General features: G+C 71.3%; 21 protein-coding genes. 7 read left to right on the top strand and 14 right to left on the bottom strand.

Features of this window, described 5'->3' with window-relative positions; all coding sequences use genetic code 11:
- Nucleotides 1-185: 185 nt before the first annotated feature.
- The 3 genes from FHS44_RS16565 to FHS44_RS16555 all read left to right on the top strand — a co-directional run bounded on the left by FHS44_RS16565 (nt 186) and on the right by FHS44_RS16555 (nt 3,623).
- On the top strand, nt 186-1,733 hold the full coding sequence (locus tag FHS44_RS16565; protein ID WP_184715575.1) for an MFS transporter: 1,548 nt from the start codon (nt 186-188) through the stop codon (nt 1,731-1,733).
- Nucleotides 1,734-2,631: 898 nt separating this feature from the next.
- Nucleotides 2,632-3,117: a hypothetical protein gene (locus FHS44_RS16560; protein WP_184715573.1), complete on the top strand. Its 486-nt coding sequence runs from the start codon at nt 2,632-2,634 to the stop codon at nt 3,115-3,117.
- 50 nt (nt 3,118-3,167) lie between these two features.
- Nucleotides 3,168-3,623, top strand: a complete 456-nt coding sequence (locus FHS44_RS16555) for a VanZ family protein (protein ID WP_184715571.1) — start codon at nt 3,168-3,170, stop codon at nt 3,621-3,623.
- Here FHS44_RS16555 and FHS44_RS16550 read toward each other — a convergent pair.
- From FHS44_RS16550 to FHS44_RS16535, 4 genes are read right to left on the bottom strand one after another with little or no spacing between them, the layout of a single operon-like run.
- Nucleotides 3,620-4,210, bottom strand: a complete 591-nt coding sequence (locus FHS44_RS16550) for a phosphoribosylanthranilate isomerase (protein WP_184715569.1) — start codon at nt 4,208-4,210, stop codon at nt 3,620-3,622. The genes FHS44_RS16555 and FHS44_RS16550 overlap by 4 nt on opposite strands.
- A gap of 27 nt (nt 4,211-4,237) precedes the next feature.
- Nucleotides 4,238-4,495, bottom strand: coding sequence for a metallothionein (locus FHS44_RS16545; RefSeq protein ID WP_184715567.1), 258 nt, complete (start codon nt 4,493-4,495; stop codon nt 4,238-4,240).
- A gap of 58 nt (nt 4,496-4,553) precedes the next feature.
- A complete protein-coding gene (locus tag FHS44_RS16540; protein ID WP_184715565.1) occupies nt 4,554-5,969 on the bottom strand; it encodes a serine/threonine-protein kinase in 1,416 nt (471 codons plus the stop codon).
- Between the two features lie 44 nt (nt 5,970-6,013).
- The gene (locus FHS44_RS16535; protein WP_184715563.1) at nt 6,014-9,577 is read right to left on the bottom strand and encodes a serine/threonine-protein kinase; all 3,564 of its coding nucleotides are present in this window, start codon (nt 9,575-9,577) and stop codon (nt 6,014-6,016) included.
- A gap of 385 nt (nt 9,578-9,962) precedes the next feature.
- Between FHS44_RS16535 and FHS44_RS16530 the strand changes: the two genes are divergently transcribed.
- Nucleotides 9,963-10,136: a hypothetical protein gene (locus FHS44_RS16530; RefSeq protein WP_184715561.1), complete on the top strand. Its 174-nt coding sequence runs from the start codon at nt 9,963-9,965 to the stop codon at nt 10,134-10,136.
- Between the two features lie 105 nt (nt 10,137-10,241).
- Nucleotides 10,242-10,820, top strand: coding sequence for a TetR/AcrR family transcriptional regulator (locus FHS44_RS16525; protein WP_184715559.1), 579 nt, complete (start codon nt 10,242-10,244; stop codon nt 10,818-10,820).
- Here the strand turns inward: FHS44_RS16525 and FHS44_RS42360 are convergent.
- The 4 genes from FHS44_RS42360 to FHS44_RS16505 form a co-directional block, all read right to left on the bottom strand.
- Nucleotides 10,750-12,468 (bottom strand): alpha/beta fold hydrolase, encoded by a 1,719-nt coding sequence (locus FHS44_RS42360; RefSeq protein ID WP_184715557.1) that lies wholly within the window; start codon nt 12,466-12,468, stop codon nt 10,750-10,752. The genes FHS44_RS16525 and FHS44_RS42360 overlap by 71 nt on opposite strands.
- Before the next feature lie 70 nt (nt 12,469-12,538).
- Nucleotides 12,539-13,105, bottom strand: a complete 567-nt coding sequence (locus FHS44_RS16515; RefSeq protein WP_184715555.1) for a TetR/AcrR family transcriptional regulator — start codon at nt 13,103-13,105, stop codon at nt 12,539-12,541.
- A 25-nt stretch (nt 13,106-13,130) separates the two neighbouring features.
- On the bottom strand, nt 13,131-13,997 hold the full coding sequence (locus FHS44_RS16510; RefSeq protein WP_312863681.1) for an RNA polymerase sigma-70 factor: 867 nt from the start codon (nt 13,995-13,997) through the stop codon (nt 13,131-13,133).
- A 34-nt stretch (nt 13,998-14,031) separates the two neighbouring features.
- On the bottom strand, nt 14,032-15,012 hold the full coding sequence (locus FHS44_RS16505) for a helix-turn-helix domain-containing protein (RefSeq protein ID WP_184715553.1): 981 nt from the start codon (nt 15,010-15,012) through the stop codon (nt 14,032-14,034).
- A gap of 95 nt (nt 15,013-15,107) precedes the next feature.
- On the opposite strand from FHS44_RS16505, the gene FHS44_RS16500 reads away from it, so the two are divergent.
- On the top strand, nt 15,108-15,578 hold the full coding sequence (locus FHS44_RS16500; protein WP_184715551.1) for a rhodanese-like domain-containing protein: 471 nt from the start codon (nt 15,108-15,110) through the stop codon (nt 15,576-15,578).
- 3 nt (nt 15,579-15,581) lie between these two features.
- Here the strand turns inward: FHS44_RS16500 and FHS44_RS16495 are convergent, their stop codons facing one another.
- The 5 genes from FHS44_RS16495 to FHS44_RS16475 form a co-directional block, all read right to left on the bottom strand.
- Nucleotides 15,582-15,974 carry a VOC family protein gene (locus FHS44_RS16495; RefSeq protein WP_184715549.1) on the bottom strand — a complete coding sequence of 131 codons (393 nt, stop codon included), beginning with the start codon at nt 15,972-15,974 and terminating at the stop codon, nt 15,582-15,584.
- Between the two features lie 70 nt (nt 15,975-16,044).
- A complete protein-coding gene (locus tag FHS44_RS16490) occupies nt 16,045-16,962 on the bottom strand; it encodes a helix-turn-helix domain-containing protein (RefSeq protein WP_184715547.1) in 918 nt (305 codons plus the stop codon).
- Between the two features lie 119 nt (nt 16,963-17,081).
- Nucleotides 17,082-19,922: a vitamin B12-dependent ribonucleotide reductase gene (locus FHS44_RS16485; protein ID WP_184715545.1), complete on the bottom strand. Its 2,841-nt coding sequence runs from the start codon at nt 19,920-19,922 to the stop codon at nt 17,082-17,084.
- Between the two features lie 85 nt (nt 19,923-20,007).
- Nucleotides 20,008-20,469 carry a transcriptional regulator NrdR gene (nrdR, locus tag FHS44_RS16480; protein WP_184715543.1) on the bottom strand — a complete coding sequence of 154 codons (462 nt, stop codon included), beginning with the start codon at nt 20,467-20,469 and terminating at the stop codon, nt 20,008-20,010.
- 354 nt (nt 20,470-20,823) lie between these two features.
- Nucleotides 20,824-21,243 (bottom strand): hypothetical protein, encoded by a 420-nt coding sequence (locus FHS44_RS16475; RefSeq protein ID WP_221460911.1) that lies wholly within the window; start codon nt 21,241-21,243, stop codon nt 20,824-20,826.
- Between the two features lie 148 nt (nt 21,244-21,391).
- On the opposite strand from FHS44_RS16475, the gene lexA reads away from it, so the two are divergent.
- On the top strand, nt 21,392-22,102 hold the full coding sequence (gene lexA / locus FHS44_RS16470; protein ID WP_221460910.1) for a transcriptional repressor LexA: 711 nt from the start codon (nt 21,392-21,394) through the stop codon (nt 22,100-22,102).
- 72 nt (nt 22,103-22,174) lie between these two features.
- Here the strand turns inward: lexA and leuS are convergent, their stop codons facing one another.
- Nucleotides 22,175-24,661, bottom strand: a complete 2,487-nt coding sequence (leuS, locus tag FHS44_RS16465; protein ID WP_184715539.1) for a leucine--tRNA ligase — start codon at nt 24,659-24,661, stop codon at nt 22,175-22,177.
- Nucleotides 24,662-24,817: the final 156 nt, after the last annotated feature.

Raw genomic sequence — 24,817 nt, 5'->3', positions numbered from 1 at the left:
TAGATGACAGATATATCCCTGTATCTCTCTAGAGAGGTCGGATATATGGGGACAAAATCCACATTTAGCGGTAAGCCAATCTCCGATTCCTGGCTTCCCCACTACCCGGCTTCGCCTAAGCTGCGTGGCATGTCCGTCGAGGCCGGCAATCCCTTCAGCGGCCCCTTCAGCAGTTCATGAGCTCAATGGGAGTTCTGGACAGTGCGGTCCGCACGGGGATCGACCCGCGAAGGCGAGGGACCGGCCGCTGGTCGGTCCTGATCCTGCTGTGTTTCAGTCTGCTGCTCATCGCGGTGGACGCGACGGTCCTGCACATCGCCGTTCCCGCGCTGACCGCGGCCCTCGAACCCTCCTCGGTCCAACTGCTGTGGATCATCGACTCCTACTCTCTGGTGGTCGCGCCGCTGCTGCTGACCTTCGGCACACTCGGCGACCACTACGGCAGGAAACGCCTGGTGCTGATGGGGTACGTGGTGTTCGGCGTGGCCTCGGCGGCCGCGGCGTTCGCACCCAGCGCCCCCGCGCTCATCGGCGCGCGGGCCCTGCTCGGCGTCGGCGGCGCGATGATCATGCCCGCCACGCTCTCCATCATCCGGCAGGTCTTCACCGACCGGCGGGAACGCGCCGTCGCCCTGGGCGTGTGGAGCGGGGTCGCCGCCGCGGGAGCCGCGGTCGGCCCCCTCATCGGCGGGCTGCTCGTCGAGCACCTGTGGTGGGGCGCCGTCTTCCTGATCAACGTCCCGATCCTGCTGGTGCTGCTGCCCGCGGCCGTCAGGCTCCTGCCCGACTCCTGCTCGCGGGCGCTGCACCCGTGGGACGCCTTCAGCGCGCTGCTGTCGGTCGTGGGCATCCTCGCCCTGGCCTTCGGCCTCAAGGAGATGGGGACCGGCGAATCCGGGGGGACCGTGGTGTTCCTGGCCGGGATCGGGCTGCTTGCCTGGTTCGTGCGCAGGCAGCGGAGGGCGGCCTTCCCGATGCTCGACCTCAGCCTGTTCAGGCAGCGGGCGTTCTCCATCGGGGTCGCCGCCGTGCTGCTCACGGTCTTCGCCCTGGTCGGGCTCGAACTGATGCTCGCCCAGTATCTCCAGCTCGTGCTCGGCGACAGTCCGTTCCAGGCGGCGGTCCGCCTGCTGCCACTGATGGCGGCCGCGGTCACGGGCGGTCTCGCCGGGGCGCGGCTGCTGCACCGCTTCGGGCTGCGCGCGACGATGAGCGGCGGTCTGACGCTGACCACGCTCAGCCTGCTGCCCACGCTGGCCTGGGGCACGGAGCCGCACACCCTGATGCTCGCGCTCTGCTTCGTCGGCATCGGGTTCGGCATCCAGGTCACCCTGCTCGCCGCCTCCGACACGATCATGTCCTCGGCGCCGGAGTCGCGGGCCGGTGGCGCGGCGGCGGTCGAAGAGACCGCCTACGAGCTGGGCGCCGGTCTGGGGGTCGCGGTCCTCGGCACGGTCACCACCGCCGTCTACGCGCCCTCGCTGGCCCCGGTCGCCGGGGTCCCCTCCGGCCTGATGGCCCTCGCACGTCAGTCGCTCGCCGCCGCCGCGCACGCGGCGCAGGAGATCGGCGGTGACACCGGGGTCGCGTTGCTGACGGCCGCCAGGATCGCGTTCGTCAGCGGTCTGCACTCGACGATCGTGGTGAGCGCGCTGCTGCTCGGCGCCACCGCGGTGACCGTCACCCTGCTGCTGCCCCGTGGCACCGTCGCCACGGAGCCGGATCGTCACTGACGGGGAGCCGGTCGAGACCGCGGGCCGGTGATCACCCGTCCGCCCCACGGACCGGTGACCGCCCCCCTTCCTGCCGCGTCCCCTCCCGTGAGGAGGGAACGGCCCGGCCTGACGGCCCGTGGTCTCGGCCGTCGTCCGCGGCGCCTCGACTACGGCGTCCGCCTACGGCACCGGGATGCCGTGGTCCGAGGTGTGGTGGCGCTCACCCTCCAGATCGCGCCACCACACCCGGCATAGGGGGCGTCGTGTGACGGCCTGACCGTCCAGATCACCCCTGCTCTGTCGGCGGGACACACCGGTGCCCGCCCGCCACGGCGCCGTGCGGGCGACTCGTGGCGTGTGTGACACGGACCTCCCCCACCCCCGGGGCGGCCACGTGATCCCGTGACGGTGTTCCCGAGCCGTTCAGCGACGCGGGTGGCAGCCAGTCGGACGGTCGGATCGTAAGCGTTCATTGCTGTTTCTCCTTTCGGCGCGGGAGGGGTGCGCGGTCGTTTCTTCATCTAAGGGTGCCCGAGGAGTCGACTTTCGGCAGCCACATGATTGCGACGATCTGTCCGCACATTGAGTTTTGTTTTCTGTAGGACACCCACAGGTTTGTGTAGGACCGTGCAGGATTCCCTTCCCCGACCCCGAACATATTCCACAAATACCGCATAACGGGTGGCCGACGCCAGGCCCCACCTGCGCGGAACCCGGTACCGCGGCGCGACTCCTCGGCCATGCTTCGTTGATCACGTGCTCGTTTGCGGATAGGTTCCCCTACTGACCGCGAAGCGCGAGAGAAAAACGGAGATATCCGGCAATCAGAACATTGCCCATATATCGTAGTTTGTCATTTAAGTCCTTTTTCTTTCGCTTGTCTGTCGTCGCGAAACCACCAGCGGAGGGACTCGTCTTGCTGGATCGCCTTCTGTCTCCCCCGGTCGTACGGCGTCGCACCGCCGCCGTCGCCGTCCTCCTCGGCACCTGGGCGGTCACCTGCGTAGGACCGGCGGCCCTGGCTGGGGACACGGCTGTTGGCACGGGCTCCGTCGGCGACTGCGGCACCCTGTCCTTCTCCGGCTCCGCCTTCGGCTACCTCGACAACGGCACGCTCAGCGCCGGGTTCTGCGTCAGCGGGACGCGCTCCCTGCGCCGCATCAACGTCGCCTACGACAAGGCGAAGGGGGCACCGACGGCCGTCAGGCTCGGCTACCAGCGGACCGACAGCTCGGGCGTCGGGATCAGGAAGCCCGTCTACGGGTCCACCGTGACGGCCAGGGCGGGCGGCACCACGCTCAGGAGCTTCTCGCTGCCGGTCTCCCCCGGCTGCTACCACGGGGTCATGCTGAACACCGCGACCCGTTTCCAGTACGTCACCAAGGTCTGGGGCGACTGCTGATCCACCTGCCCCTGCCCGTCGAGGTCTTCCTCGCCAACCGTGACCTCTGGGTGCCGGTCGCCTGCCTGCTGACGGTCCTCACGGCGGTGTGCGTCCCGCTGAGCCGCGGGGCCGCCGCCGTGTTCGCGGTGAACCGGCCGACGGCGTTCCTCTGGCTGTTCTCGCTGGCCGTGATCCCGGCCCTCACGATGCCGACGAGCCTGGCGACGCACGGCGTGGCCTTCTGCGCGACCGGTGGCCTGACCTCCCCCGTGGAGGCGCAGAACCTCCTCAACCTCCTGCTCTACGCCGTCCCGGCCCTGCTGGGGGTCCTGGTGACCCGCCGCCCGCTGCCGGTCGTGACGGGGCTGGCGCTGGCCTCCCTCTCCCTGGAGGTCGCCCAGGCCTTCTCCGCCGGACGCAGCTGTGACGTGGCGGACGTGCTCTTCAACGTCCTGGGCGCCCTCGCCGGCACGGGTACGGCGCTGCCGGTCCTGCGGACGCCGAGAACGGCCGCCCGGCGCTAGCCGCGCGCGGCGGCCACGAACTCCCTGATGAGCCCGGCGTCCTTCACCCCCGGTGCGGTCTCGACGCCGCTGGAGACGTCGACCCCCCACGGCCGCGCGGCGGCGACGGCCTCGGCCACGTTCGACGGGGCGAGTCCCCCGGCCAGCATCCAGCGGCCCTGCGGGCGTCCGCGCACCGCGGCCCAGTCCCACGGCTCCCCGGAACCGGGCCTGGGCGCGTCGACGATGAGCAGGTCCTCGTCGAAGGCCCCGCAGCGCAGGTCGGCGCCCGCCGCCGCCCCGGCGCGGACCAAGGTCAGGCCGAGGTCCTTGAGCGCGGTGAAGTCCCCGTGCGGATGGGCGCCGTGCAGTTGCACGGCCCGCACCCCCGACTCGACCGCGGCCCGCCGTACCTCGTCGGGAGTCTCACCGGCGAAGACCGCGACAGTCAGCACGTGGGCGGGCACCGCGGCGGCCAGCTCGCGGGCAAGCTCAGGGGTGATCCGCCGGGGACTCCGGGTGAGGACGAAGCCGATCGCGTCGGCTCCCGCCTCGACGGCGGCCGCGACGTGGCCGGGCTCTCGCAGCCCGCAGATCTTCACATACACCCCTGCACACTAGCGGTGCCCGCCCGTTCAGGCCCCCTGCTGCATCGGGATGCCGACCCGGTCGACGATCGCGTCGGCCCCCTCGGAGCGGGCGCAGTGCGCGCAGCAGAACCAGCGTCTGCCCGCCTGGACCCCGTGGCCGACGATCTTCACCCCGCAGTGCTCGCACACCGGCGCCATCCGCTGGATCGCGCACTCGAAACTGTCGAAGACGTGCACGACCCCCTGCGCGTGCACCTCGAAACACATGTCGTAGTCGTTGCCGCAGACCTCACATCGCGCCATGTCTTCCCCCCGAAACTCACGGCGTTCTCCCGGCTATGCCTACCCGGCGAGGCCGTGCTCAGACAGGTCCTCCCCGGGTCGCCAGGGCCACGACCAGGGCGAGGGTCAGCAGGGTCGTCAGGGCCAGCCAGAACAGGCGGTCGCGGGCCAGGCGGGCGCGCGCGTCACGGTCCGCCTCGATCCACCCGGCCAGCCTTGGCCAGGCGTACGGCAGCGCGGGATCGGCGAGCCGGGCCAGGTCCCCGGCACGGACGACCAGCGGCCCGAACGCCTCGGCGATCCGCTCCTCGGTCCCCCGGGTGCCGCGCGGGCCGCCCCGACCGTCGGCCAGCCTGAGGAACATCGCCGGGGCGAACGGGCGGTCGGCCGGATCGAGTGTGACGTAGGCGTCCTCGGCGACCGTGCCGAGCCCCGGGTCGTCGCACGGGGTCCGCAGCCTGGCCGCCATGGCGCCACCGGCCGCCAGCAGGAAGTCCAGGGTGAGCGGCGCGCGGGCGACCAGCAGGGCGTCGGCGAGGCAGACCCGCCTGCCGAGCACCTCCTCCGCGGTGAGCCGCTCCGCCGTCCACTCCTGTGCCCACCTCGGGGCCTCGCCGCCGGAGGGCGCGAGACAGGCGGCGGGCAGACAGGCCGCGGGCGAGGCGTGCGTGAGGCAGTCGGGCGCGAGGCAGGGCGCCCCGAGCCGGACCGTCGCGTCCGCGTGGACCAGGTCCCGCAGCAGGTCACGGGCCGTCGGCCTGCGCTCGGGGTCCTTGGCCAGGGCGTCGGCGACCAGGGCGCGCAGCGGCTGCGGGATCGGCCCCAGGTCGGGATCTACCGACAGCACACGGTGCATGACCGTCCCCAGGCTGGAGCCCTCGAACGCCTCCCGCCCCGTCGCGGCGTGGAACACGACGGCGCCCCAGGCGAAGACGTCGGCGGCGGGGCCGTACTCCCGGCCGGTGAACGCCTCCGGCGCGGTGTAGGCCGGGGCGCTCATCGCCAGCCTGGGCCAGGTCAGCGTCGTCTCGGTCGGGGAGACAGGCCCGAACCCGACGACCCTGGGGCCGTCAGGACCCAGCAGTACGTTGTCCGGGGTGAGGTCGCGGTGGACGATCCCGGCCTCGTGGAGGGCGGTCAGCGCGGTCGCCAGGGCGGCGGCCAGGTGGAGCAGGTCGGGACCGGCCAGGGTCCGCCCCGCCCCGCGCAGGCTCGGCCCCGCCACGTACTCGCTGACGACGTACGGCCGCGCCCCCGCGCAGTCGGCGTCGATCACCCTGGCCGTGCAGTACGGCGCGGCGGCCCTGATCGCGGCCACCTCCCCGGCCAGGGGCCGCCACAGCTCGGAATCCCCGTGCGGCACCTTCACCGCGACCCGCCGCCCCCCGGAGTCGTAGGCCTCGTAGACCACGCCCCGGCGGCCCGCCCCGAGACGGCCCGCCAGCCGGTAGTCCCCCAGCCGCTGCGGATCCCCCTCGATCAGCTTCGCCGCCACTCTCATACGGTGTTGGATGCGATCTCAGCGCGGAAAGTTCTGGGTCATCGGGGGCATACGTCGCGATACGGCGTCTCTCCCAGGTAGGTCCGCCACTCCTGCGTCGAGAGCGTACGGCCCGCCCGCGCGCAGACCGCGTCCGCCACGGCCTCGGGCTCGACCTGGTGCTCGGCCAGGACCCCCGAGGAGTCGGCGACGACCAGCCCCTTCCCGCCCTGGGTGAAGGCCAGCGCCGTGGGCTGCCCGGGACCCGTCACGATCGGCTCGCCGAGGCGGATCCCGGTCCCGACGTCCCACAGCGCCACGGAGCCGTCACCCGCCCTGGCGGCGACCACGTCGCCGCGCGGCGAGTAGGTCAGCAGTTGGGCCTCGCCGACCCCGGTCCTGACCGTCCCGCCGACCCGCTTCCTCGTCGAGGTCTCCCAGACCGACAGCCGTCCCGCCTGGTCGGCGATGGCGAAGCGGGAGCCGTCCCCGCCGAAGGCGAGCGAGACGACGGGGACGTCCACGGTCGGCGAGCCGTACGAGGGGCCGAAGGGTTTGCCGGTGCGGGTGTCGAGCATGCGCTGCTCGCCGCCCGCGACCGCCAGGGACCGGCCGTCCGGGGAGAAGCGCAGGCCGTCGGGGTAGCCCTGCTTCCTGGCCCAGCGGTGCAGGCCGTCCGGCACGTCCCACAGGTGGATCTCCCCGTCGTCCCCGCTCGCGGAGTCGGGGTAGGCGACATGCCCGGCGAGGGCGGTGCCGTCGGCGTTCATCGCGATGGCTGTCAGGTTGCCCTGTCTCGGCGCGGTGACGGTCATGATCTTCTTGAACGTCCCGGTGTCCCAGACCTGCGCCTCGCCCGCCATGTCGCCGGTGACGACCGCCAGCCGCCTGCCGTCGCCGCTGAAGGCCATCTCGAAGTAGCCGCCGGGGTCCTGCGAGCCGACGTCGAGGGCCGCCAGGGACCTGCGGTGGCGCACGTCCCAAAGTTTGACCTTCCCGGCCCCCGGCCCCTTCGAGGCGAGCAGACGGCCGTCCTGGCTGAACGCCGCGCGGGCGAAGTCGGCCTTCCCGAGCGGGTCGGGAGTTGTCGCGAAGGCGATGTCGAGGCTGGTCACCGAGTCCTCTGACAGGTAGCGCAGGGTGTGCCCCTCCGGGTCGAAGGCCATGACCGGCCGGAACGCGGTGACGGCGTGGGTGAACAGCAGGCCGCCGTCCGCGACGCGCCAGAGCCTGATGTTCGACTCGCTCATCGACACCAGGAAGCGCCCGTCGGGGCTGAAGCCCAGCGTGTCCACGCCGCTCTCGTCGTGGAAGCCCTGCACGTCGGCCCCGGCGAACGAGCGTTGGAGATCGGCGCCGGTCGCGGCGTCGTGGAGCCGGACGAGCGCGCCGCTGCGGACCGCGACGATCCTGCCGTCCGGGCTGTAGGCGACGCGCCGCCCGCAGGTGCACTGCTGCCCGAGCGGCACCCTGCGCCCGTCCGCGAGGGTCACGACCGCCGTGTTCCCCCCGAGGTCGGCGACGACGACCGCGCCGCCGTCCGGTGAGCTGTCGAACCCCATCCCCGCGGTGAGCTGGGCGGCCTCGACGCCCGTCCTGCGGTTCCAGACCGTCAGCAGTTCCTCCCTGCTGATCAGGACCAGGTCCTCCGAGCGGCCGAAGGCCACCTGGGAGACGCCGTCCACGCCCTTGCCGGGAACGGTGAAGGTGGAACCGGTCGGCTTGCCGGTCGTCATGTCCCAGATCTTGAGCTTCGTCCCGTTGACCACGGCGAGCAGCCTGCCGCTCGGGCTCAGCGCGATCCCCGTCACCTCGTCGCCGAGACCGTCGAACCCGTCCACGCGCCCGCCGGTCCGCACGTCCCAGACGCGTGCCTCGCCGTCGCTCACACTGACGAGCGTGTGCCCGTCGCGGCTCAGTGCCCGCAGCGTGCGCACCTCGGCCGCCGGGTCGTGGAAGGCGGCCGCCTCGCGCTGGGCCAGCGAGCCGGTCAGGCTGGCCCGCGCCTCGACCACCGGGTTCAGCCGCCAGGCGGCCACGCTGAGCAGCATGGCCCTGACCGGCTCGGAGACCCGCAGCGCGTCGGCGGTCGCGGCGAGCTGGCGGGCCTGCGCCTGGTCGCGCTGGTTCGCGATGGTGACGCTGCGCGCCTCGGCGACCCTGCCCTGCTGTACGGCCAGCACGCCCGCGGCCAGCGCGACCGCCAGCAGCGCGGCCAGCGTCACGGAGAGCAGCCTGCTCCTGCGGGCGCGGCGCCTGGCCAGGGCGGCCCCGGCCTCCAGGAAGTCGCGTTCGACCGGGCTCAGCGTGATGTTGCGCCGTCCCGTCGCCGCCCAGCTCATGGCGCTCTCCAGGTTGCTTCCCTGGAACAGGTCGCCGTCCCTGCGGCCCTGGCTCTGCCAGCGCCAGGCCGCGGTGAGGATCTGCCGGTGCACGACCAGGCCGTCGCGGTTGGCCCTGACCCACTGGCGCAGCCGGGGCCAGGCCTGGGTCAGCGCGGGCCGTGAGAGCCACAGCATGTGCTCGTCGTGGCCGACCAGGTAGGCGAAGGCGGCGAGCACTCGGCGGACGGCGGCCGTCTCCTCCTCGCCCCTGCCGTGCAGGAGCTCGGCCAGCTGCGCGCGCCGTACGGCCAGCTCGCCGTCGTCGGTCACGGTGACCAGCCGCAGGAACACCTCGGGGGCCAGGTCCCGCTCGGTCTGCCCGAGAGCGCCGTAGGCCTCCTCGGCGAGGGAGCCGAGCGCGGGGTCGTGCGAGCCGGTGTGCATCCGGCCGCCCGCCTCGCTGCCCGCCGTGAGCAACCGGTGGGTGTCGAGCGAGCCGTCCCCGCTGACCAGGGCGAGCAGTAGCTCCCTGGCGGTCGGCCTGGCGGTCGGGTCCTTGGCCAGGGAGGCGGCGATCAGCGGGCGGAGCCGTTCCGGCAGCATGTCCAGCTGGGGCTGCACGGACAGGACGCGGTGCATGACGCCGCCCAGGCTCTCGGCCCTGAACGGGTCGGACCCCGTGGCGGCGAAGACCATGATCCCGCCCCAGGCGAAGACGTCCACGGCCTCGGTCGCGCGCTCGCCCATGAAGATCTCTGGGGCCATGTAGGTGGGGGTTCCCGCGACCATCCCGGTCGCGGTCAGTGACATGTCGGCCGTACGGGCGATGCCGAAGTCGATCACCCGGGGACCGTCGGGGCCGAGCAGCACGTTGTCCGGCTTGAGGTCGCGGTGGACGACCCCGGCGTCGTGGATCGCGGTCAGCGCGGTGGCGACGGCGGTCGCGAGCCGGTGCAGGTCGCCCCCGGTGAAACGGCGCCCGTCAAGCACGGCCCTGCGCAGGCTCGGCCCCTCGACGTACTCGGAGACGATGTACGGCCTGGGCCCCTCAAGGTCGGCGTCGACCACGGCCGCCGTGCAGAAGGAGGCGATCCGCCTGGCGGAGGCCGCCTCGCGGCCGAACCGCTCGCGCAGCTCGGGATCGGCCGCCGCGTCGCCGTGCAGCACCTTGACCGCGACCCGCTCACCCCGCGCGTCGTAGGCCTCGTAGACCACTCCCTGCCCACCCGCGCCCAACCGGCCCGCCAGCCAGTACCCCCCGAGCCGTTGCGGATCTCCGTCGACCAGTCCGGTGCTCATTCCCGCCTCCGTTCAACGGCTTGTTGGACGCGCCGGTGGACACCATAGTTCGGCCGATGTCACACACTCAGGAGTTCCTCAGGTCAGCGGTGACGACCTCCGGCGATCAATTCGGTTGATAGGGCTCGTCAGGGCGAACTAGGTTGGCAGTCATGGGCGGTCACAGCACCCCCGGCAGGCGAGCCCGAGGAGAGGAGGTACGAGCCATGCGTCGCGCGAAGGTCACCCGTTCGCAGCACCGGCGCCGCCGTACCCGCGCCTTCGATCTGGATCTTCGCACCCCGTCAGGTCGCAGGCTTCCCTACTGACGATCAGATCTTTACGACGGTTTTACGGGGTGATCTGTAGACATTTCGTATAACGAAAGCGTCACGCGGGGGGCTCAATGAAGAGACTTGTGGTTGTGCCGCCGTCCGTCGCGCGGCTCAAGATCAGGGACATCCGGTCCGTGAGGCGTCATGGGGGCGCGCCGGACACCAAGGTCGTCGATCTGCGCGCCTACACGGGGCGGAACGTCCTGCGGTTCCCGGTCGCGAGCGGTCCCACTCCCGCGGCCTGAACGGCGGCCCCGCCAGACGAGAAGACCCGCGACCCGCGGGTCTTCTCGCGTTTCCGGTCACCCCCGGCGCTATCCGGACACAGTGTCCACATATACCCTGGGGGCATGGAGAGAGCAGACGCCGCGCGTAACCGGGCGCGCATCCTGGAGGCCGCGGGGAGGCTTTTCGCCGCCAAAGGGGCGCCCAACGTCACCATGGAGGACATCGCCAAGGCGGCCGGGGTCGGCCGGGGCACCCTGTACCGGCGCTATCCCGACCGGGCCGCGATCGCGACCGCGATGCTCGACGAGCACGAGAAGGCGCTGCAGCGTGAGCTGATCGGGGGCGAGCCGCCCCTCGGCCCCGGGGCGTCGCCCGCGCTGCGGCTCGCCGCCTTCTACGCCGCGATGGTCGAGCTGCTCGAATCCCACGCGCACCTGGTGCTGGGCGCGGAGACGGGCCGCTCACGCTTCGCCACGGGCGCCTACGGCTTCTGGCGGGTGCACGTGCGCTCGCTGCTGGTCGCCGCGGGCGTGCCCGACCCGGACGCGCTCGTCGAGGTCGTGCTCGCCCCGCTCGCCCCCGAGGTCTACACCTTCCAGCGCGAGGGACGCGGACTCGATCCCGAGCGGATCACCAACGCCCTCGGGGAGCTCGCGCGACGGCTTCTCGCAGAACACGCGCCACCTGCCGGGGATGGGTGAGCTGGGGGTAGTGCCCCGCGCCCTCGATCACGACGTCGGCTTCGCCCGTGACGAGCGGATCTGCCGATCCCGTGACGACCGTCACCGGCACCCCGATCCGGTCGAGCGCCTTCCGCAGCTCCTGTCCGGCGGCGTGGCCCGCGCGCATCGCCTCGATCACCCGCCTGGCGGCCCCGGGACGGCGCAGGTCAGCGAGGGCGTCCACCGGCACGCCGAGCCTGCCGGCCAGCCGCGCCGGGGAGGTCCCGAGCAGTACGGCGGCGCCGACGGCCGAGCGGGTCAGCCATCCAGAAGGGGCCTGCAGGAAGGCCGGGGCCAGGAGCACGACCCCGGAGACCCGCTCGGGGTGGGCGAGCGCGTGGCGCAGGACGGGGCCGCAGCCGAAGGAGTGGCCGACCAGCACCGGGCGTGTCCCGACGGGTTCGAGCAGGTCCCGCGTCCACTCCTCCAGCTCCTCCGGCTCCTCCGCCGAGCGGGCGGGTGCGGATCGGCCGAGTCCCGGCAGGTCGGCGGCCAGGACGGGCCCGTCGAGCTCCCCGGCGACCCGCGCCCAGGAGTCCGCGTCCAGCGGCAGCCCGTGCAGCAGCACATATTGGGGGCTCTCCCGCTCCCCGGTCACCCAGGTACGGCTGCCCGCCACGTCCTGGAACCCGGCCTTCTCCCCGAACCGCGCTCTCTCCCCGAAACCGGTGGCGACCAGGCCGTCCGCCCAGGTCCTGAGCACCGTGCCGACCGGCGGCATGCGCAACCCGGCCCTTTCGGCGAAGGCGAGGGCCGGGGCGGTCTCGTAGCGGTCGCCGGACAAAAACGACAGCGTCTCCGGGTCGGCCCCGGTCAGGGCGCGGGGCAGCCGCCGTACGAGAGAGACCGGGACCGCCGCACGCGGGGCGCGGACGCCCAGGTGCGCGGCCAGGAGCCCGACCAGCTCGGGCAGGTTCGGCGTCGCGTCGTCGAGCACCCAGTAGGCCTCGCCCGCCGTCTCCTCGTGGCCGGGCACCTCGGCCATGAAGCGGGCCAGGTAGCCGACGTCCACGACCGGCAGGAAGGTCTCCCGGTCTCCGGGCAGCAGGGGCAGCCGTCCGCGCCACAGGTCGCGCACCAGCGAGGCCAGGCCGATGAACTGGTCCTCCCCGACGACCGTGCTGGGGTTGACGACGGTCAGCGGGACGCCGAGTTCACGGGCACGGGCGCGCACCGCCGCGTCGCCCTCCCGTTTCGAGGCCTCGTAGGCCCCGTCGCGCCGGTAGTCGGCGGGGCCACCGCTGACGCGGTAGCCGCTGACGTGCACCAGGCGCCGCAGGCTCCCCCGGGCGGCGGCCCAGTCGGCCACGTTGACGGCCCCGGTGACGTTGACCGCCCTCGCCTGTGCGGCCTCCAGCCCGAAGGCGAAGCGCGCGGCGGAGTTGTAGACGTCGCGGACCTCCCCGAGATCCGGCGCGGCGCCGAGCCCGAGGCCGGGGACGGCGATGTCGGCGGACACGACGGTCAGCCGCGCGGTGTCCACCCCCTGCCCGGCGAGCCAGCCGGTCAGCCGGTCCGCGGGTCCGCGCAGGGCCGCGGCGACCGTACGGTCCCGGCGCAGCAGCTCGGCGACCAGGGAACGGCCGATGAGTCCGGCGCCGCCGAAGACGATGGAGTCGGGGGTCACACGATCACCTCATAATAGATCGGTCTACATATTCCATGGGCACGCGAAGGGACATCGGCGTTATGGCCGGTTACGGCCTCAGCAACGCGACGACTCCGCGCGCGACCCGGTCGAGCGGCTCCCGGCTGCGGTGCGCCCTGGCCAGCAGCAACGCCCCCTCGACGAGGGCCAGGACGGTGACGGCCGTGTCGGCGGGCTCCGGGTGGCCGTCGACGGCGAGCCGGTGGCGCAGCGCCTCCTCCCACGAGCCGTAGACCTCGGAGCAGACCTCCTGCAGCGGGTCGCTGACGGCCGCCATCTCCAGCGCGACCGTGGCCACCGGGCAGCCCCTGCGCCACCCCGAGGCCTCAAGCCGGTCTCCCAGCAGCGTGAGCACCCCGGTGACCAGGGCCGTGGCGTCGGGGGCGGACTCGGCCAGCTCCCGCATGACCAGGCCGACCTCGTGGCCCGCCCGCCGTACGGACTCGCCGACGAGTTGGTCCTTGCCGCCGGGGAAGTGGAAGTAGAGCGAGCCGCGCGGCGCTCCGCTGGCCGCGACCACCTGGTTCAGCCCGGCCCCGAAGTAGCCGCCGCTCTCGATCAGCTCCCGCGTCGCGTCGAGCAGCCGCGACCTGGTCTCCTCGCCCTTGCGTCCCATACCTGTGAAAAATAGACCGGTCTGCTTATTTCTGGCAACCCGGGGCTGCGAACCGCGCGATTTTGTCCGGGTTCAGTACGGCCTGCACCCCCGCGACGCGTCCCTCGGCCACCTCGATCACGAAGACCGCGATGACCGTGTCCTCGTACCGCACCACGAGGCCCTCCTGGCCGTTGATCTCGGTGTGGGTGAATTCGCCCCCGGCCCCGAACTTGGCGGCGAGGCCGACCAGGAAGCGGGTGACCTTGTCCCTGCCGACGACGGGACGCAGCGCGGCGCCGACCCGGCCACCGCCGTCCGACCAGGCGACCACGTCGACGGCGAGCACCCTCTCAAGCTCGGCGAGGTCGCCACCGCGGGCGGCGTCGAGGAACCGTTCGACGATCCTGTGCCGCTGCTCGCCGGGCACGTCGAACCTGCGGGTCTCACCCACCCGCTTCCGCGCCCTGAGCAGGAGCTGACGGCAGTTGGTCTCGGACAGGTCGAGCACCTCGGCGATCTCGCGGTAGCCGTACGAGAAGGCCTCGCGCAGCACGAAGACGGCGCGTTCCGGTGGGGTGAGGCGCTCCAGCAGCACCAGGAAGGCCACGGAGACCGAGTCACGCCGCTCGGCGGTCTCCAGCGGGTCGAGCGCCGCCGACTCGACGGGCTCGGGGAGCCAGGGGCCGACGTAGCTCTCGCGGGTGGCGCGGGCGGCGGTCAGCCGGTTGAGACAGAGGTTGGTGACCACCTTGGCCAGCCACGCCCCCGGGACCTCCACGTTCCGCCTGTCGGCGGTGTGCCAGCGCAGGTAGGCGTCCTGGACGACGTCCTCCGCCTCCGCTGCGGAGCCGAGCATCCGGTAGGCCAGGCCGAACATCCGCCGCCGCAGTTCCTCGAACTCATCGACCACCCGTCCAGGGTGGCAGAGCTCACGGGCGCCAGGCTCACGGGGACCGTCTGAAGGCCCTGCGGTAGGCGGAGGGCGAGGTGCGCATCGTCCTGGCGAAGTGGTGCCTGAAGGTCACGGCGCTGTCGAAGCCGACCGCCGCCGCGACCTCCTCGACCGGGGCGGAGCCCGAGGCGAGCGGTTCCAGGCTGGCCGCGATCCGCTGGGAGATCACCCAGCGCAGCGGGCTGGTCCCGGTCTGGCGGGCGAAGTGCCGCAGGAAGGTGCGCTGCGACATGTGGGCGGCCCCGGCCATCCCGGCGACCGTGATCGGCTCCGCCAGGCGGTCGAGCGCCCAGGCCATCGCGGCGGCGACCGCGTCGTCCCCCTCCACCGGCGGTACCGGGGCCTGGACGAACTGGGCCTGCCCGCCCTCCCGGTGCGGCGGGATGACCAGCCTGCGCGCGACCGAGTTGGCCACGGCCGGGCCGTGGTCGGTGCGGACCAGGTGGAGCAGCAGGTCGAGGCCCGCGGCGCTGCCCGCGCTGGTCAGCACGTCGCCGCCGTCCACGTACAGGACGTCGGGGTTGACCCTGACCAGCGGGAACCTCTCCCGCAGCAGCCCCGCGTACCTCCAGTGGGTGGTGGCCTCGCGCCCGTCGAGCAGCCCGGCCGCGGCCAGCGCGAAGGCCCCCGAGCAGATCGACACGATCCTGGCCCCGCGCTCGTGCGCCGTCCGCAGCGTCGCGACCAGCTCCGCCGACACCTCCCCGCGCACGTCCGCGACCGCGGGCACGACCACCGTGTCCGCCCACGCCACCGCGTCGAGCCCGTACCCGGCCCGCATGGTGAACCCTCCGACGATCCGCAGGTCGCCCGGGGTCTCGGCGCAGACCGTCAGGTCGTACCAGGGGACCTCAAGCTCGGGCCTGGGGATGCCGAAGACCTCCACCACGCAGCCGAGTTCGAAAGGAGCCATGCCGTCGAAGGCGACGGCGGCCACGGTGCGTGCCCGCCGTACCGGGAAGGGAAGCGACATGGCGGGATATTAGCGATAAGCGGCGTTTACGACACTTTTCGGAGGGGTGTCCTGAGCGGGAGCATGGCTGGACCGTTCTCCGAGAAAGGCTGGAAATGCCCCTCCTCTCCTCCCCCGTCACCGTGGTCCCCGCCGCGGAGAGCGCCGTGGCGGTCGCCCACTTCGCCGCCCGTCTCGCCTTCGAGACCGACGTCTCCGACGTGGCCGCGGCCCTGGCGACCGGAGCCCCGGACGTCGTCGTGGTCGACACACGCGGCGTCCAGGGCTGGTCGCAGGGCCACGTCGCGGGAGCCGTACATCTGCCGACCGGTGAGATCGCCGCCCGCGCGGCCGAGGTGGTCCCCGAGGGGGCGACCGTGGTGACCTACTGCTGGGGGCCGGGCTGCAACGGCGCCATCCGGGCCGCCCTGGAGTTCGCCAGGCTCGGTCACCCGGTCAAGGAGATGCTCGGCGGCTTCGAGTACTGGGCGCGGGAGGGCCTGCCCGTGGAGACCTCGGAGGGGATCTCCCGGCGCGTGCCCGACCCGCTGACCGTCCCCGTCTCCGGGGTCTCCTGCGCCTGCTGACGCTCAGCCGTTCTGGGCGAACAGGTCGACGCCGTTGCCGTCGGGGTCGTGGACGATGGCGTAGCGCTGCCCCCAGAACGCGTCCCACGGCTCCTTGTGCCCCTCGTAGCCCAGGGAGACGAGCTCGTCGTAGGCGGCGTCCACCTCGGCGGGGGTGCCGAACTCGAAGGCGATCGCCACCCGGGCGCCTCCCACGGGCGGCTGCCAGTGGGGATCGAAGCTGTGGAGCGTCTCGACCGTGTCCCAGACGAGCTTCAGCCCCCCGGGCAGCTCCGCCTCGACGTGCGGCTCCTTGTCCGCCTCGGGCGGCAGGTCGAAACCGAGCCGACGGTAGAACGCCAGCGACCTGGCCATGTCCTTGACGACGATTCCCACGAAGCTCAGACGAGCCTGCATATCAGTGTCTTTCCGGTTGAGGTGTCGTGTTCGGTCCAACCTAACCGGAGGTCACGTCCATGGTCTTGGCTCACGCCCTCGCGGACGCCCTGAGCGCGGCGGCCAGCCAGAGGAAGGCGGCCACGGCCGGAGGGAACGGCGGGCGCCCGTTGATGACACCCATAAGCTGCCAGTACCGCTCGACCCGCAGGTCGCTGAACGTCTCCACCTGCTCCGCCAGCCGTACCCTCTCCTCCGCCGTGGTCTCCGGCGCGACGATCAGGTCGAGTACGGCCCGGCCCTCCGCGGAGTCCGGCGCCACGCCCTCCGCCTCGGCCCGGCCCGCGTGCTCGATGACGGCCTGGTGGTCCGGCTGATGGGCGGGGGTGTCCGCGCTCTGCCCCACGACCACCATCTGCCTGACCCGGTGCTGGAAGTCCTCGTCCTCGACGAGGTCGGCCAGCTCCATCCAGGCGTCCACCTGCTCCGGGCTCGGGTCGTCGGGCAGCTCGGCGTTCACCTGCCGCATGCCGTTCGCGATGCCCACCGCCGGGCCCTCCTGGGGGTCGACCCCGGTGAGGACGCGGTCCACGAAGTCGTCGATGATCTGCTGCCGCTCCCGCGCGGACAGCCTGGCCAGTCTGTGCATCAGTGACGCCTCCTCGATCGTGCTGCCACGCCTGGCCACCGTGCTCAGCACGGCGCGGCGCAGCCGCAGGGTACGGATCTCCGCCTCAAGCGCCGCGACGTGCGTCTCGGCGACCTGGGCGACTGTCGTGGCCCGGCACAGGATCTCCTCGACCGCCTCAAGACCGAACCCGAGTTCGCGCAGGGTCCTGACGAGGTCGAGCCGGGCGAGCGCCCGCGCGTCGTAGAGACGGTAGCCGCCCGCCGACCGCCCGGTCGGCGGCACCAGACCGCTGTCCGACCAGAACCGGATCGTCCGCACCGCCAGTCCCGTACGACGGGCAAGCTGCCCGATCGTGAAAAGCTCCGTGCCTTCGCTCACGCCACCACTGTGCCGTCTCCACTCACTGGAGACTCAACTCCCTTTCCTCATGATCGTGAAAAGCAGGAAGCCGGTGAGCCATGAGGCTCACCGGCTCCCTTACCGGGCGTTTCGCCGCGTCAGCTGCAGCCGCTGGTCGAGCCGCAGCCCTCGCAGACGTAGCAGCTGCCCGCGGGGCGCATCTTGGTGCCGCAGGTCATGCAGAGCGGCGCGTCGGCGGTGCGGCCCTGGTGCGACTCCAGGGAGCCCGCCGCCCGCTCGGGGGCCGCCACCGCGACGGTCTGGACGCGGGGCTCGGAGCGGGGCTGGGGCCGCTCGATGGGCGCGGAGGTGGCCAGCTCGGCGATGACCTCGTCCGTGGTGATCGGGGCCGGGTCCTCACCCCGCTGCTGGGCGGCGCGCTCGGAGGCCGAGAAGATGCCCAGGGCGGCCCGCTCGTCGTAGGGCAGGTGGTCCAGCGCCAGGCGGCGGAAGATGTAGTCCATCACCGAGGCGGCCATGCGGATGTCCGGGTCGTCGGTCATGCCCGCCGGGTCGAAGCGCATGTTGACGAACTTGCCGACGTAGGTCTCCAGCGGCACGCCGTACTGCAGGCCGATGGAGATGGCGACGGAGAAGGCGTCCATGACGCCCGCGAGGGTGGAACCCTGCTTGGACATCTTCAGGAAGACCTCGCCGAGACCGTCGTCGGGATAGGACGAGGCCGTCATGTAGCCCTTTGCGCCGCCCACGGTGAAGCGGGTGGTGGTGCTGGGCCGCTGGTTCGGCATCCGGCGCCGGGTCGGGCGGCTGACCTCGACGACCTGGACCTCGGGCTCGGCGGCCTCGGTCTTCTCCTCGGTCTTCTTGCCCGCGGCGGACAGCGGCTGGCCGACCTTGCAGTTGTCGCGGTAGACGGCCAGGGCCTTCAGGCCGAGCTTCCAGCCCTCCAGGTAGACCTGCTCGATGTCCTCGACCGTCGCGGACTCGGGCAGGTTGACGGTCTTGGAGATCGCGCCGGACAGGAACGGCTGGGCCGCGGCCATCATCCGCACGTGGCCCATGGGCGCGATGGCCCGCTCGCCCATGGCGCAGTCGAACACCTCGTAGTGCTCGGGCCGCAGGCCGGGGGCGTCCACGACGTGGCCGTGCGCGGCGATGTACTCGACGATCGCCTCGATCTGCTCCTGCTGGTAGCCGAGCTGGCGCAGCGCGCGGGGGATCGTCTGGTTGACGATCTGCATGGAGCCGCCGCCGACGAGCTTCTTGAACTTGACCAGCGCGAGGTCGGGCTCGATGCCGGTGGTGTCGCAGTCCATCATCAGGCCGATGGTGCCGGTCGGCGCCAGCAGCGAGGCCTGGGCGTTGCGGTAGCCGTTCTTCTCGCCGAGCTTGAGGCAGTCGGACCACTGCCGGGAGGCCTCGGTGTGGATGACGCGGTCCATCCCGCCCAGGGTGCGCAGGTCGTCGTTGGCCGCGGCGTGCTTGCGCATGACGCGCTTGTGCGCCTCGGCGTTGCGAGCGTAGCCCTCGTATGGCCCGACGACCGCGGCCAGCTCGGCGCTGCGGCGGTAGGAGACGCCGGTCATCAGCGAGGTGATGGCCCCGGCGACGGCCCGGCCGCCGTCGGAGTCGTAGGCGTGGCCGGTGGCCATGAGCAGCGCGCCCAGGTTGGCGTAGCCGATGCCGAGCTGCCGGTAGGCCCGGGTGGTCCGGTCGATCTTCTCGGTCGGGAAGTCGGCGAAGGTGATGGAGGCGTCCATCGCGGTGATGATCAGCTCGGTGAGCTTCACGAAGCTCGCGACGTCGAAGGTGTCGTCGTCCCTGAGGAACTTCAGCAGGTTGATGCTGGCCAGGTTGCAGGAGGAGTTGTCCAGGTGGAGGTACTCCGAGCAGGGGTTGCTCGCCGTGATGCGGCCGGTCTCCGGGCTGGTGTGCCAGTCGTTGATCGTGTCGTCGTACTGGACGCCGGGGTCGGCGCACTCCCAGGCGGCCTTGGCCATCTTCCTGAACAGGTCCTTGGCGTCGACCTTCTCGATCACCTCGCCGGTGAGGCGGGCGCGCAGCCCGAAGTCACCGCCGTTCTCCACGGCCCGCATGAACTCGTCGGAGACGCGCACGGAGTTGTTGGCGTTCTGGTACTGGACGGAGACGATGTCCCTGCCGCCCAGGTCCATGTCGAACCCGGCGTCGCGCAGCGCGCGGATCTTGTCCTCCTCGCGCGCCTTGGTCTCGATGAACTCCTCGATGTCGGGGTGGTCGACGTCGAGGACGACCATCTTGGCCGCGCGGCGGGTGGCGCCACCGGACTTGATGGTGCCCGCAGAGGCGTCCGCGCCGCGCATGAAGGAGACGGGGCCGCTGGCCGTACCGCCGCTGGAGAGCAGTTCCTTCGAGGAGCGGATCCGGGAGAGGTTCACGCCGGAGCCCGAACCGCCCTTGAAGATCACACCCTCTTCCTTGTACCAGTCGAGGATGGACTCCATCTGGTCGTCGACGGCCAGGATGAAGCAGGCGCTGACCTGCTGCGGCGAGGCTGTGCCGACATTGAACCAGACCGGTGAGTTGAAGCTGAAGATCTGGTTGACCAGGGCGTGCTTGAGCTCGTGGTCGAAGATCTCGGCGTCCTCCTCGGTCGCGAAGTAGCCCTCCTCGACCGCGGTCTTCGTGTAGACGCCGACCACCCGGTCGACGAGCTGCTTCAGGCTCCACTCGCGCTGCGGGGTGCCGACGGCCCCCCTGAAGTACTTGGTGGTCACGATGTTGGCGGCGTTGACCGACCACGAGTCGGGGAACTCGACGTCCCGCTGCTCGAAGTTGACCGACCCGTCCCGCCAGTTGGTCATGACGACGTCACGGCGCTCCCAGGTCACCTGGTCGTACGGGTGAACCCCGGGTGTGGTGAAGATGCGCTTCATCTTCAGCCCCTTGCGTGGTCGCTTGCCCCCGCGCGCGACCGCGCCGTTGACCGTCTCCGTCATGACTTCCCCCTTCCGGGACTCCACCGGAGTCCCCAGCCGGACCAGTTCGACGCGCCGCGTGCTCCCCCGGCGCCCGGGGACTGGATCAGTCGCGCCGCGCGGAACGCTCGGCGCGCAGTTGCTCGATCTCCGCCTCGAAGTCGGCCAGGGTCTCGAACCCCCGGTAGACGGAGGCGAAACGCAGGTAGGCGACCTCGTCAAGCTCGCGGAGGGGTCCCAGGATCGCCAGGCCGACCTCGTGCGCCGCGATCTCCGCGGCCCCGGTCGCCCTGATGCTCTCCTCGACCCGCTGCCCGAGCTGGGCAAGTGAGTCCTCGCTCACCGGGCGCCCCTGGCAGGCACGCCGGACCCCGGCGATCACCTTGTCCCTGAAGAACGGCTCGGTCACCCCGCTGCGTTTGCTCACCATGAGCAACACCGTCTCCTGCGTGGTGAACCTGCGCCCGCACTCGGGACAGGTGCGTCTGCGCCGGATGGCGCTGCCGTCCTCGGTCGACCGGCTGTCGATGACCCGCGTGTCAGGATGACGACAGAACGGACAGTGCACGCGCGTCGCCTCCTTGACCTGCCCAGCGGCCCAACTTCCTCATGTTGCTCCGCCTGCTCTGCGGTCTCCGTGCGGAGACGCTCACGCACGCCCTCGAATGGTCGAGATGCGGTAATAGAAACACAATCTATTGTGGAGCGAAATGATGAAGCCACTAGATGTTGTGGTCCAACCGTAGGAGGGTCCGACCATGAACGCAAGTTAGGAAGGCCACGGAGAGCGAAGTCGCTGATCAGCGCACCACAGAGCCCCCGGCCGGGCGTGTCGCCCCTCAGGACGCCGTTTCCGGCGGACGGCCGAGATCCATTATCGGGCGGACGAGAAGCGCGTCGTCACGCTCCGTCGTCAGCCCCCTCACGACGCCCGCGGGTCGCACACCCCCGAGGCGAAGGCCGCGTCGACGAGGGCTCCGGCCCAGAAGGCCACCAGGATGAGCAGCGCGAGCGTCAGGACCACCACGACCCGCCCCCTGCGGGTGAGCCTGACCGGCGCGCGGCCCACCTTCCCCACGGCGGGCCTGACCGGCCGCGCCCCACCTCTCGGCCCCACCGGGCCTCCCGAGCCTCCCGAGACCGTACGGCCCGCGCCACGGGGGCGTGGAACAGGCCGCACGCCCGCGGGCGCCGTACGGCCCGCACCCCTGGCGGCCGTCTCCCCTGTGCCCCTGACCAGCGTCAGCCTGGGCCTGGTTGTCCTCGCGGTCGCCTTCACGGTGCCCCCCATCTCCTCGACCTGGCCGAACACATGTCGAAGAAAGATCGGCGAATCGAACACGATGTCGATCGAACTCCCGTACGATGTTGTACACCACGCCGCCACCGATTTCGAGGACCATTCGAACAATTGTTTGAGTATGATCTTCGGCGGAGGTACGGTCGCTGTGTGCGACACAACCAATACAGACCGGGAGCGAGGAGACCATATGAGTGAGCGCGACGAGAACGGATCGGCCGTCAGCGACCTGGCGGTCCGCAGGCGTGACTCTCTTGGCCTCACCCCGAGACAGCGCAAGATCCTTGAGGTGATCCGCGACTCGGTGCAGCAGCGCGGCTATCCGCCGTCGATGCGGGAGATCGGCGAGGCGGTGCAGCTGACCAGCACCTCCAGCGTGTCGCACCAGCTGACGGCCCTGCAGCGCAAGGGTTACCTGCGCCGCGACCCGCACCGCCCGCGTGCCCTTGAGGTGCGCCTGCCCGGCGAGCCGGTGCTGTGGGTCGATCCCGACGCCAACTCCGAGGAGACGCCGGTCAGCCGCCCGACCGCGGCCTACGTGCCGCTCGTCGGACGGATCGCCGCCGGTGGCCCGATCCTCGCCGAAGAGAGCGTGGAGGACGTCTTCGCCCTGCCCAAGCAGCTCGTGGGCGAGGGGACCCTCTTCCTGCTCCAGGTGACGGGCGACTCCATGATCGAGGCCGCGATCGCCAACGGTGACTGGGTCGTCGTCCGCCAGCAGCCGGTCGCCGACAACGGCGACGTGGTCGCCGCGATGATCGACGGCGAGGCAACGGTCAAGACCTTCAAGCGCAAGGACGGCCACGTCTGGCTTGTCCCGCACAACGCGAACTACGACCCGATCCCCGGCGACGAGGCCACCGTCCTGGGCAAGGTCGTGGCGGTGCTGCGCAAGCTCTGAGGCGCGCCTCTCCAGGAAGACACCGGGAGTGACCCTCCATCAAGGGTCACTCCTTCACGCGTCTCCGGGTGGTCAGGGGACGACGTTGACCAGCTTGGGGGCGCGGACGATGACCTTGCGGGGGGCACCGGACAGGAAGGTCTTCACCTTCTCCGACGCCAGCGCCAGCGCCTCCAGGTCGGCCTCGGAGATCTCCGGGGAGACCTCCAGGCGGTCACGGACCTTGCCCGCGACCTGAACGACACAGGTGACGGTCTCCTGGACCAGCAGCGCCGCGTCCGCGACCGGCCACCCCGCGGTGGCGACGGAGGCGGGGTGTCCCAGCCGCTCCCAGCCCTCCTCCGCCGCGTACGGCGCGACCAGGGACAGCATGACCGCCAGGGTCTCCGCGGCCTCGCGCACCGCGGGGTCGGCGGCGCCAGGGCCGGAGTCGATGGCCCTCCTGGCGGCGGTCGTCAGCTCCATCATCCTGGCGATCGCGACGTTGAAGCGGTGCGAGTCCAGCAGCCTGGTGACCTCGTCGACGGTCCTGTGGACGACCTTGCGCAGCTCCAGGTCACCGGTGGAGAAGTCGACGCCGGGCGCGGAGGCCGCACCCGCCTCGGCCATGACGCGGAAGGCCCGGGACAGGAACTTCTGCGACGCGGCCGGGGAGACGTCGGCCCAGTCGATATCGTCCTCCGGCGGACCGGCGAACAGCACGGTCAGCCGCACCGCGTCGACGCCGTAGCTGTCGATCTGCTGGCCCAGGTCGACCCCGTTGCCCAGCGACTTCGACATCGCCTTGCCCTGGTTGATCACCTGCCCCTGGTTCAGCAGGCTGACGAAGGGCTCGGTGAAGTCCAGCATGCCCATGTCGTGCAGGACCTTGGTGAAGAACCGCGAGTACAGCAGGTGCAGCACCGCGTGCTCGACACCACCGACGTACTGGTCGATCGGCCCCCACTTACGGACCTTCTCCACGTCGAAGGGACCGCCCTCGTAGGTCGGGTCCACGTAACGCAGGTAGTACCACGAGGAGTCGACGAAGGTGTCCATCGTGTCGGTGTCACGCCTGGCCGCTCCCCCACACTTGGGGCAGGAGACGTTGACCCACTCCTCGGCCGAGGCCAGCGGGGAGACCCCCTTGGGAGCCAGGGCCTCACCGCGCAGGTCGGGCAGCGTGACGGGCAACTGGTCATCGGGGACCGGGACCTCGCCGCAGTCGGCGCAGTGGATGATCGGGATCGGGCAACCCCAGAACCGCTGCCGGGACAGCAGCCAGTCACGCAGGCGGAAGTTGACCGTCGCCCTGCCGGTCCCGCGCTCGGCCAGCACCTCGATGATCCTGCGGATGCCCTCGGCCTTGGACAGGCCGTCCAGCGGCCCGGAGTTGACCAGGGTGCCCTCACCCGCGGTGGCGACGCCGGTCTCCCCCGGGTCGGCCAGGCCGGTGTGGACGACGACCCGGACCGGCAGGTCGAAGGCGCGGGCGAAGTCGAGGTCGCGCTGGTCGTGGGCGGGAACCGCCATGATCGCGCCGTGGCCGTAGTCGGACAGCACGTAGTCGGCCGCCCAGACCGGCATGCGCTCGCCGTTGACCGGGTTGACCGCGTAGCGGCCCAGGAAGACGCCGGTCTTCTCCTTCTCGGTGGACAGCCGGTCGATGTCGGACAGCTTGGCGACCTCGGCGCGGTAGGCCTCGAAGGCCGCACGCTGCTCGTCGGAGACGATCTCCTCGGCCAGCGGGGCGTCCGGGGCGACCACGAAGAAGGTCGCGCCGTACAGCGTGTCGGGCCGGGTGGTGTAGACCGTGACCGGCTCGTCACGGCCCTCGATCACGAAGTTGACGTCCGCGCCCTCTGACCTGCCGATCCAGTTACGCTGCATGGTCAGCACGCGCTCCGGCCACTGGCCCTCCAGCTGCTTCATGTCGTCCAGCAGCCGGTCGGCGTAGTCAGTGATCTTGAAGTACCACTGGGTCAGCTCCCTGCGGACGACCTCGGCACCGCAGCGCTCGCACTTACCGTCCTTGACCTGCTCGTTGGCCAGCACGGTCTGGTCGTTGGGGCACCAGTTGACCAGGCCACCCTTGCGGTAGGCCAGCCCACGCTCGAAGAAGCGGACGAACAGCCACTGCGTCCACCGGTAGTAGTCGACGTCGCTGGTGTGCAGGCGCCGCGACCAGTCGAAGGAGACCGCGTAGCGCTTGAAGGAGGCCGCCTGGGTCTCGATGTTGGCGTAGGTCCACTCGGCCGGGTGCGCGTCGCGCTTGATGGCGGCGTTCTCCGCGGGCAGGCCGAAGGAGTCCCAGCCGATCGGGTGCAGCACGTTGTAGCCGCGCTGGAACAGGTAGCGCGAGACGATGTCGCCGATGGCGAAGGCCTCGGCGTGCCCCATGTGCAGGTCGCCCGAGGGGTAGGGGAACATGTCGAGCACGTAGCGACGCTCGCGCGGGTCGGCGGGGTCGTCGGAGGCGTGGAACGGGTCCAGTTCCTCCCACCGCCGCTGCCACTTGACCTGCAGTGTCTGCGGGTCGTAGTGCTGCTCGTCGCTCTGTATGTCGGCTCGCTCGCTCACGTCAATCTTCCCTCGGTATACGTCTGCTGCGTTGATCTGACATGTCCGGACCAATAGAAAAACCCCCCGCTCACGCGGAGGGCAGCCGCACCGGCGGGGCGTCTAACGCCGAGAAGGCCGATGCGGCCTGGTAAGCAGCAGGGTCGCGGCACGCAT

The organism is Streptosporangium saharense (genome assembly GCF_014203715.1).
Classification (GTDB): domain Bacteria; phylum Actinomycetota; class Actinomycetes; order Streptosporangiales; family Streptosporangiaceae; genus Streptosporangium; species Streptosporangium saharense.
Note: the sequence above shows the minus strand (reverse complement) of the source record. Positions and strands in the feature narration are given on the sequence as shown.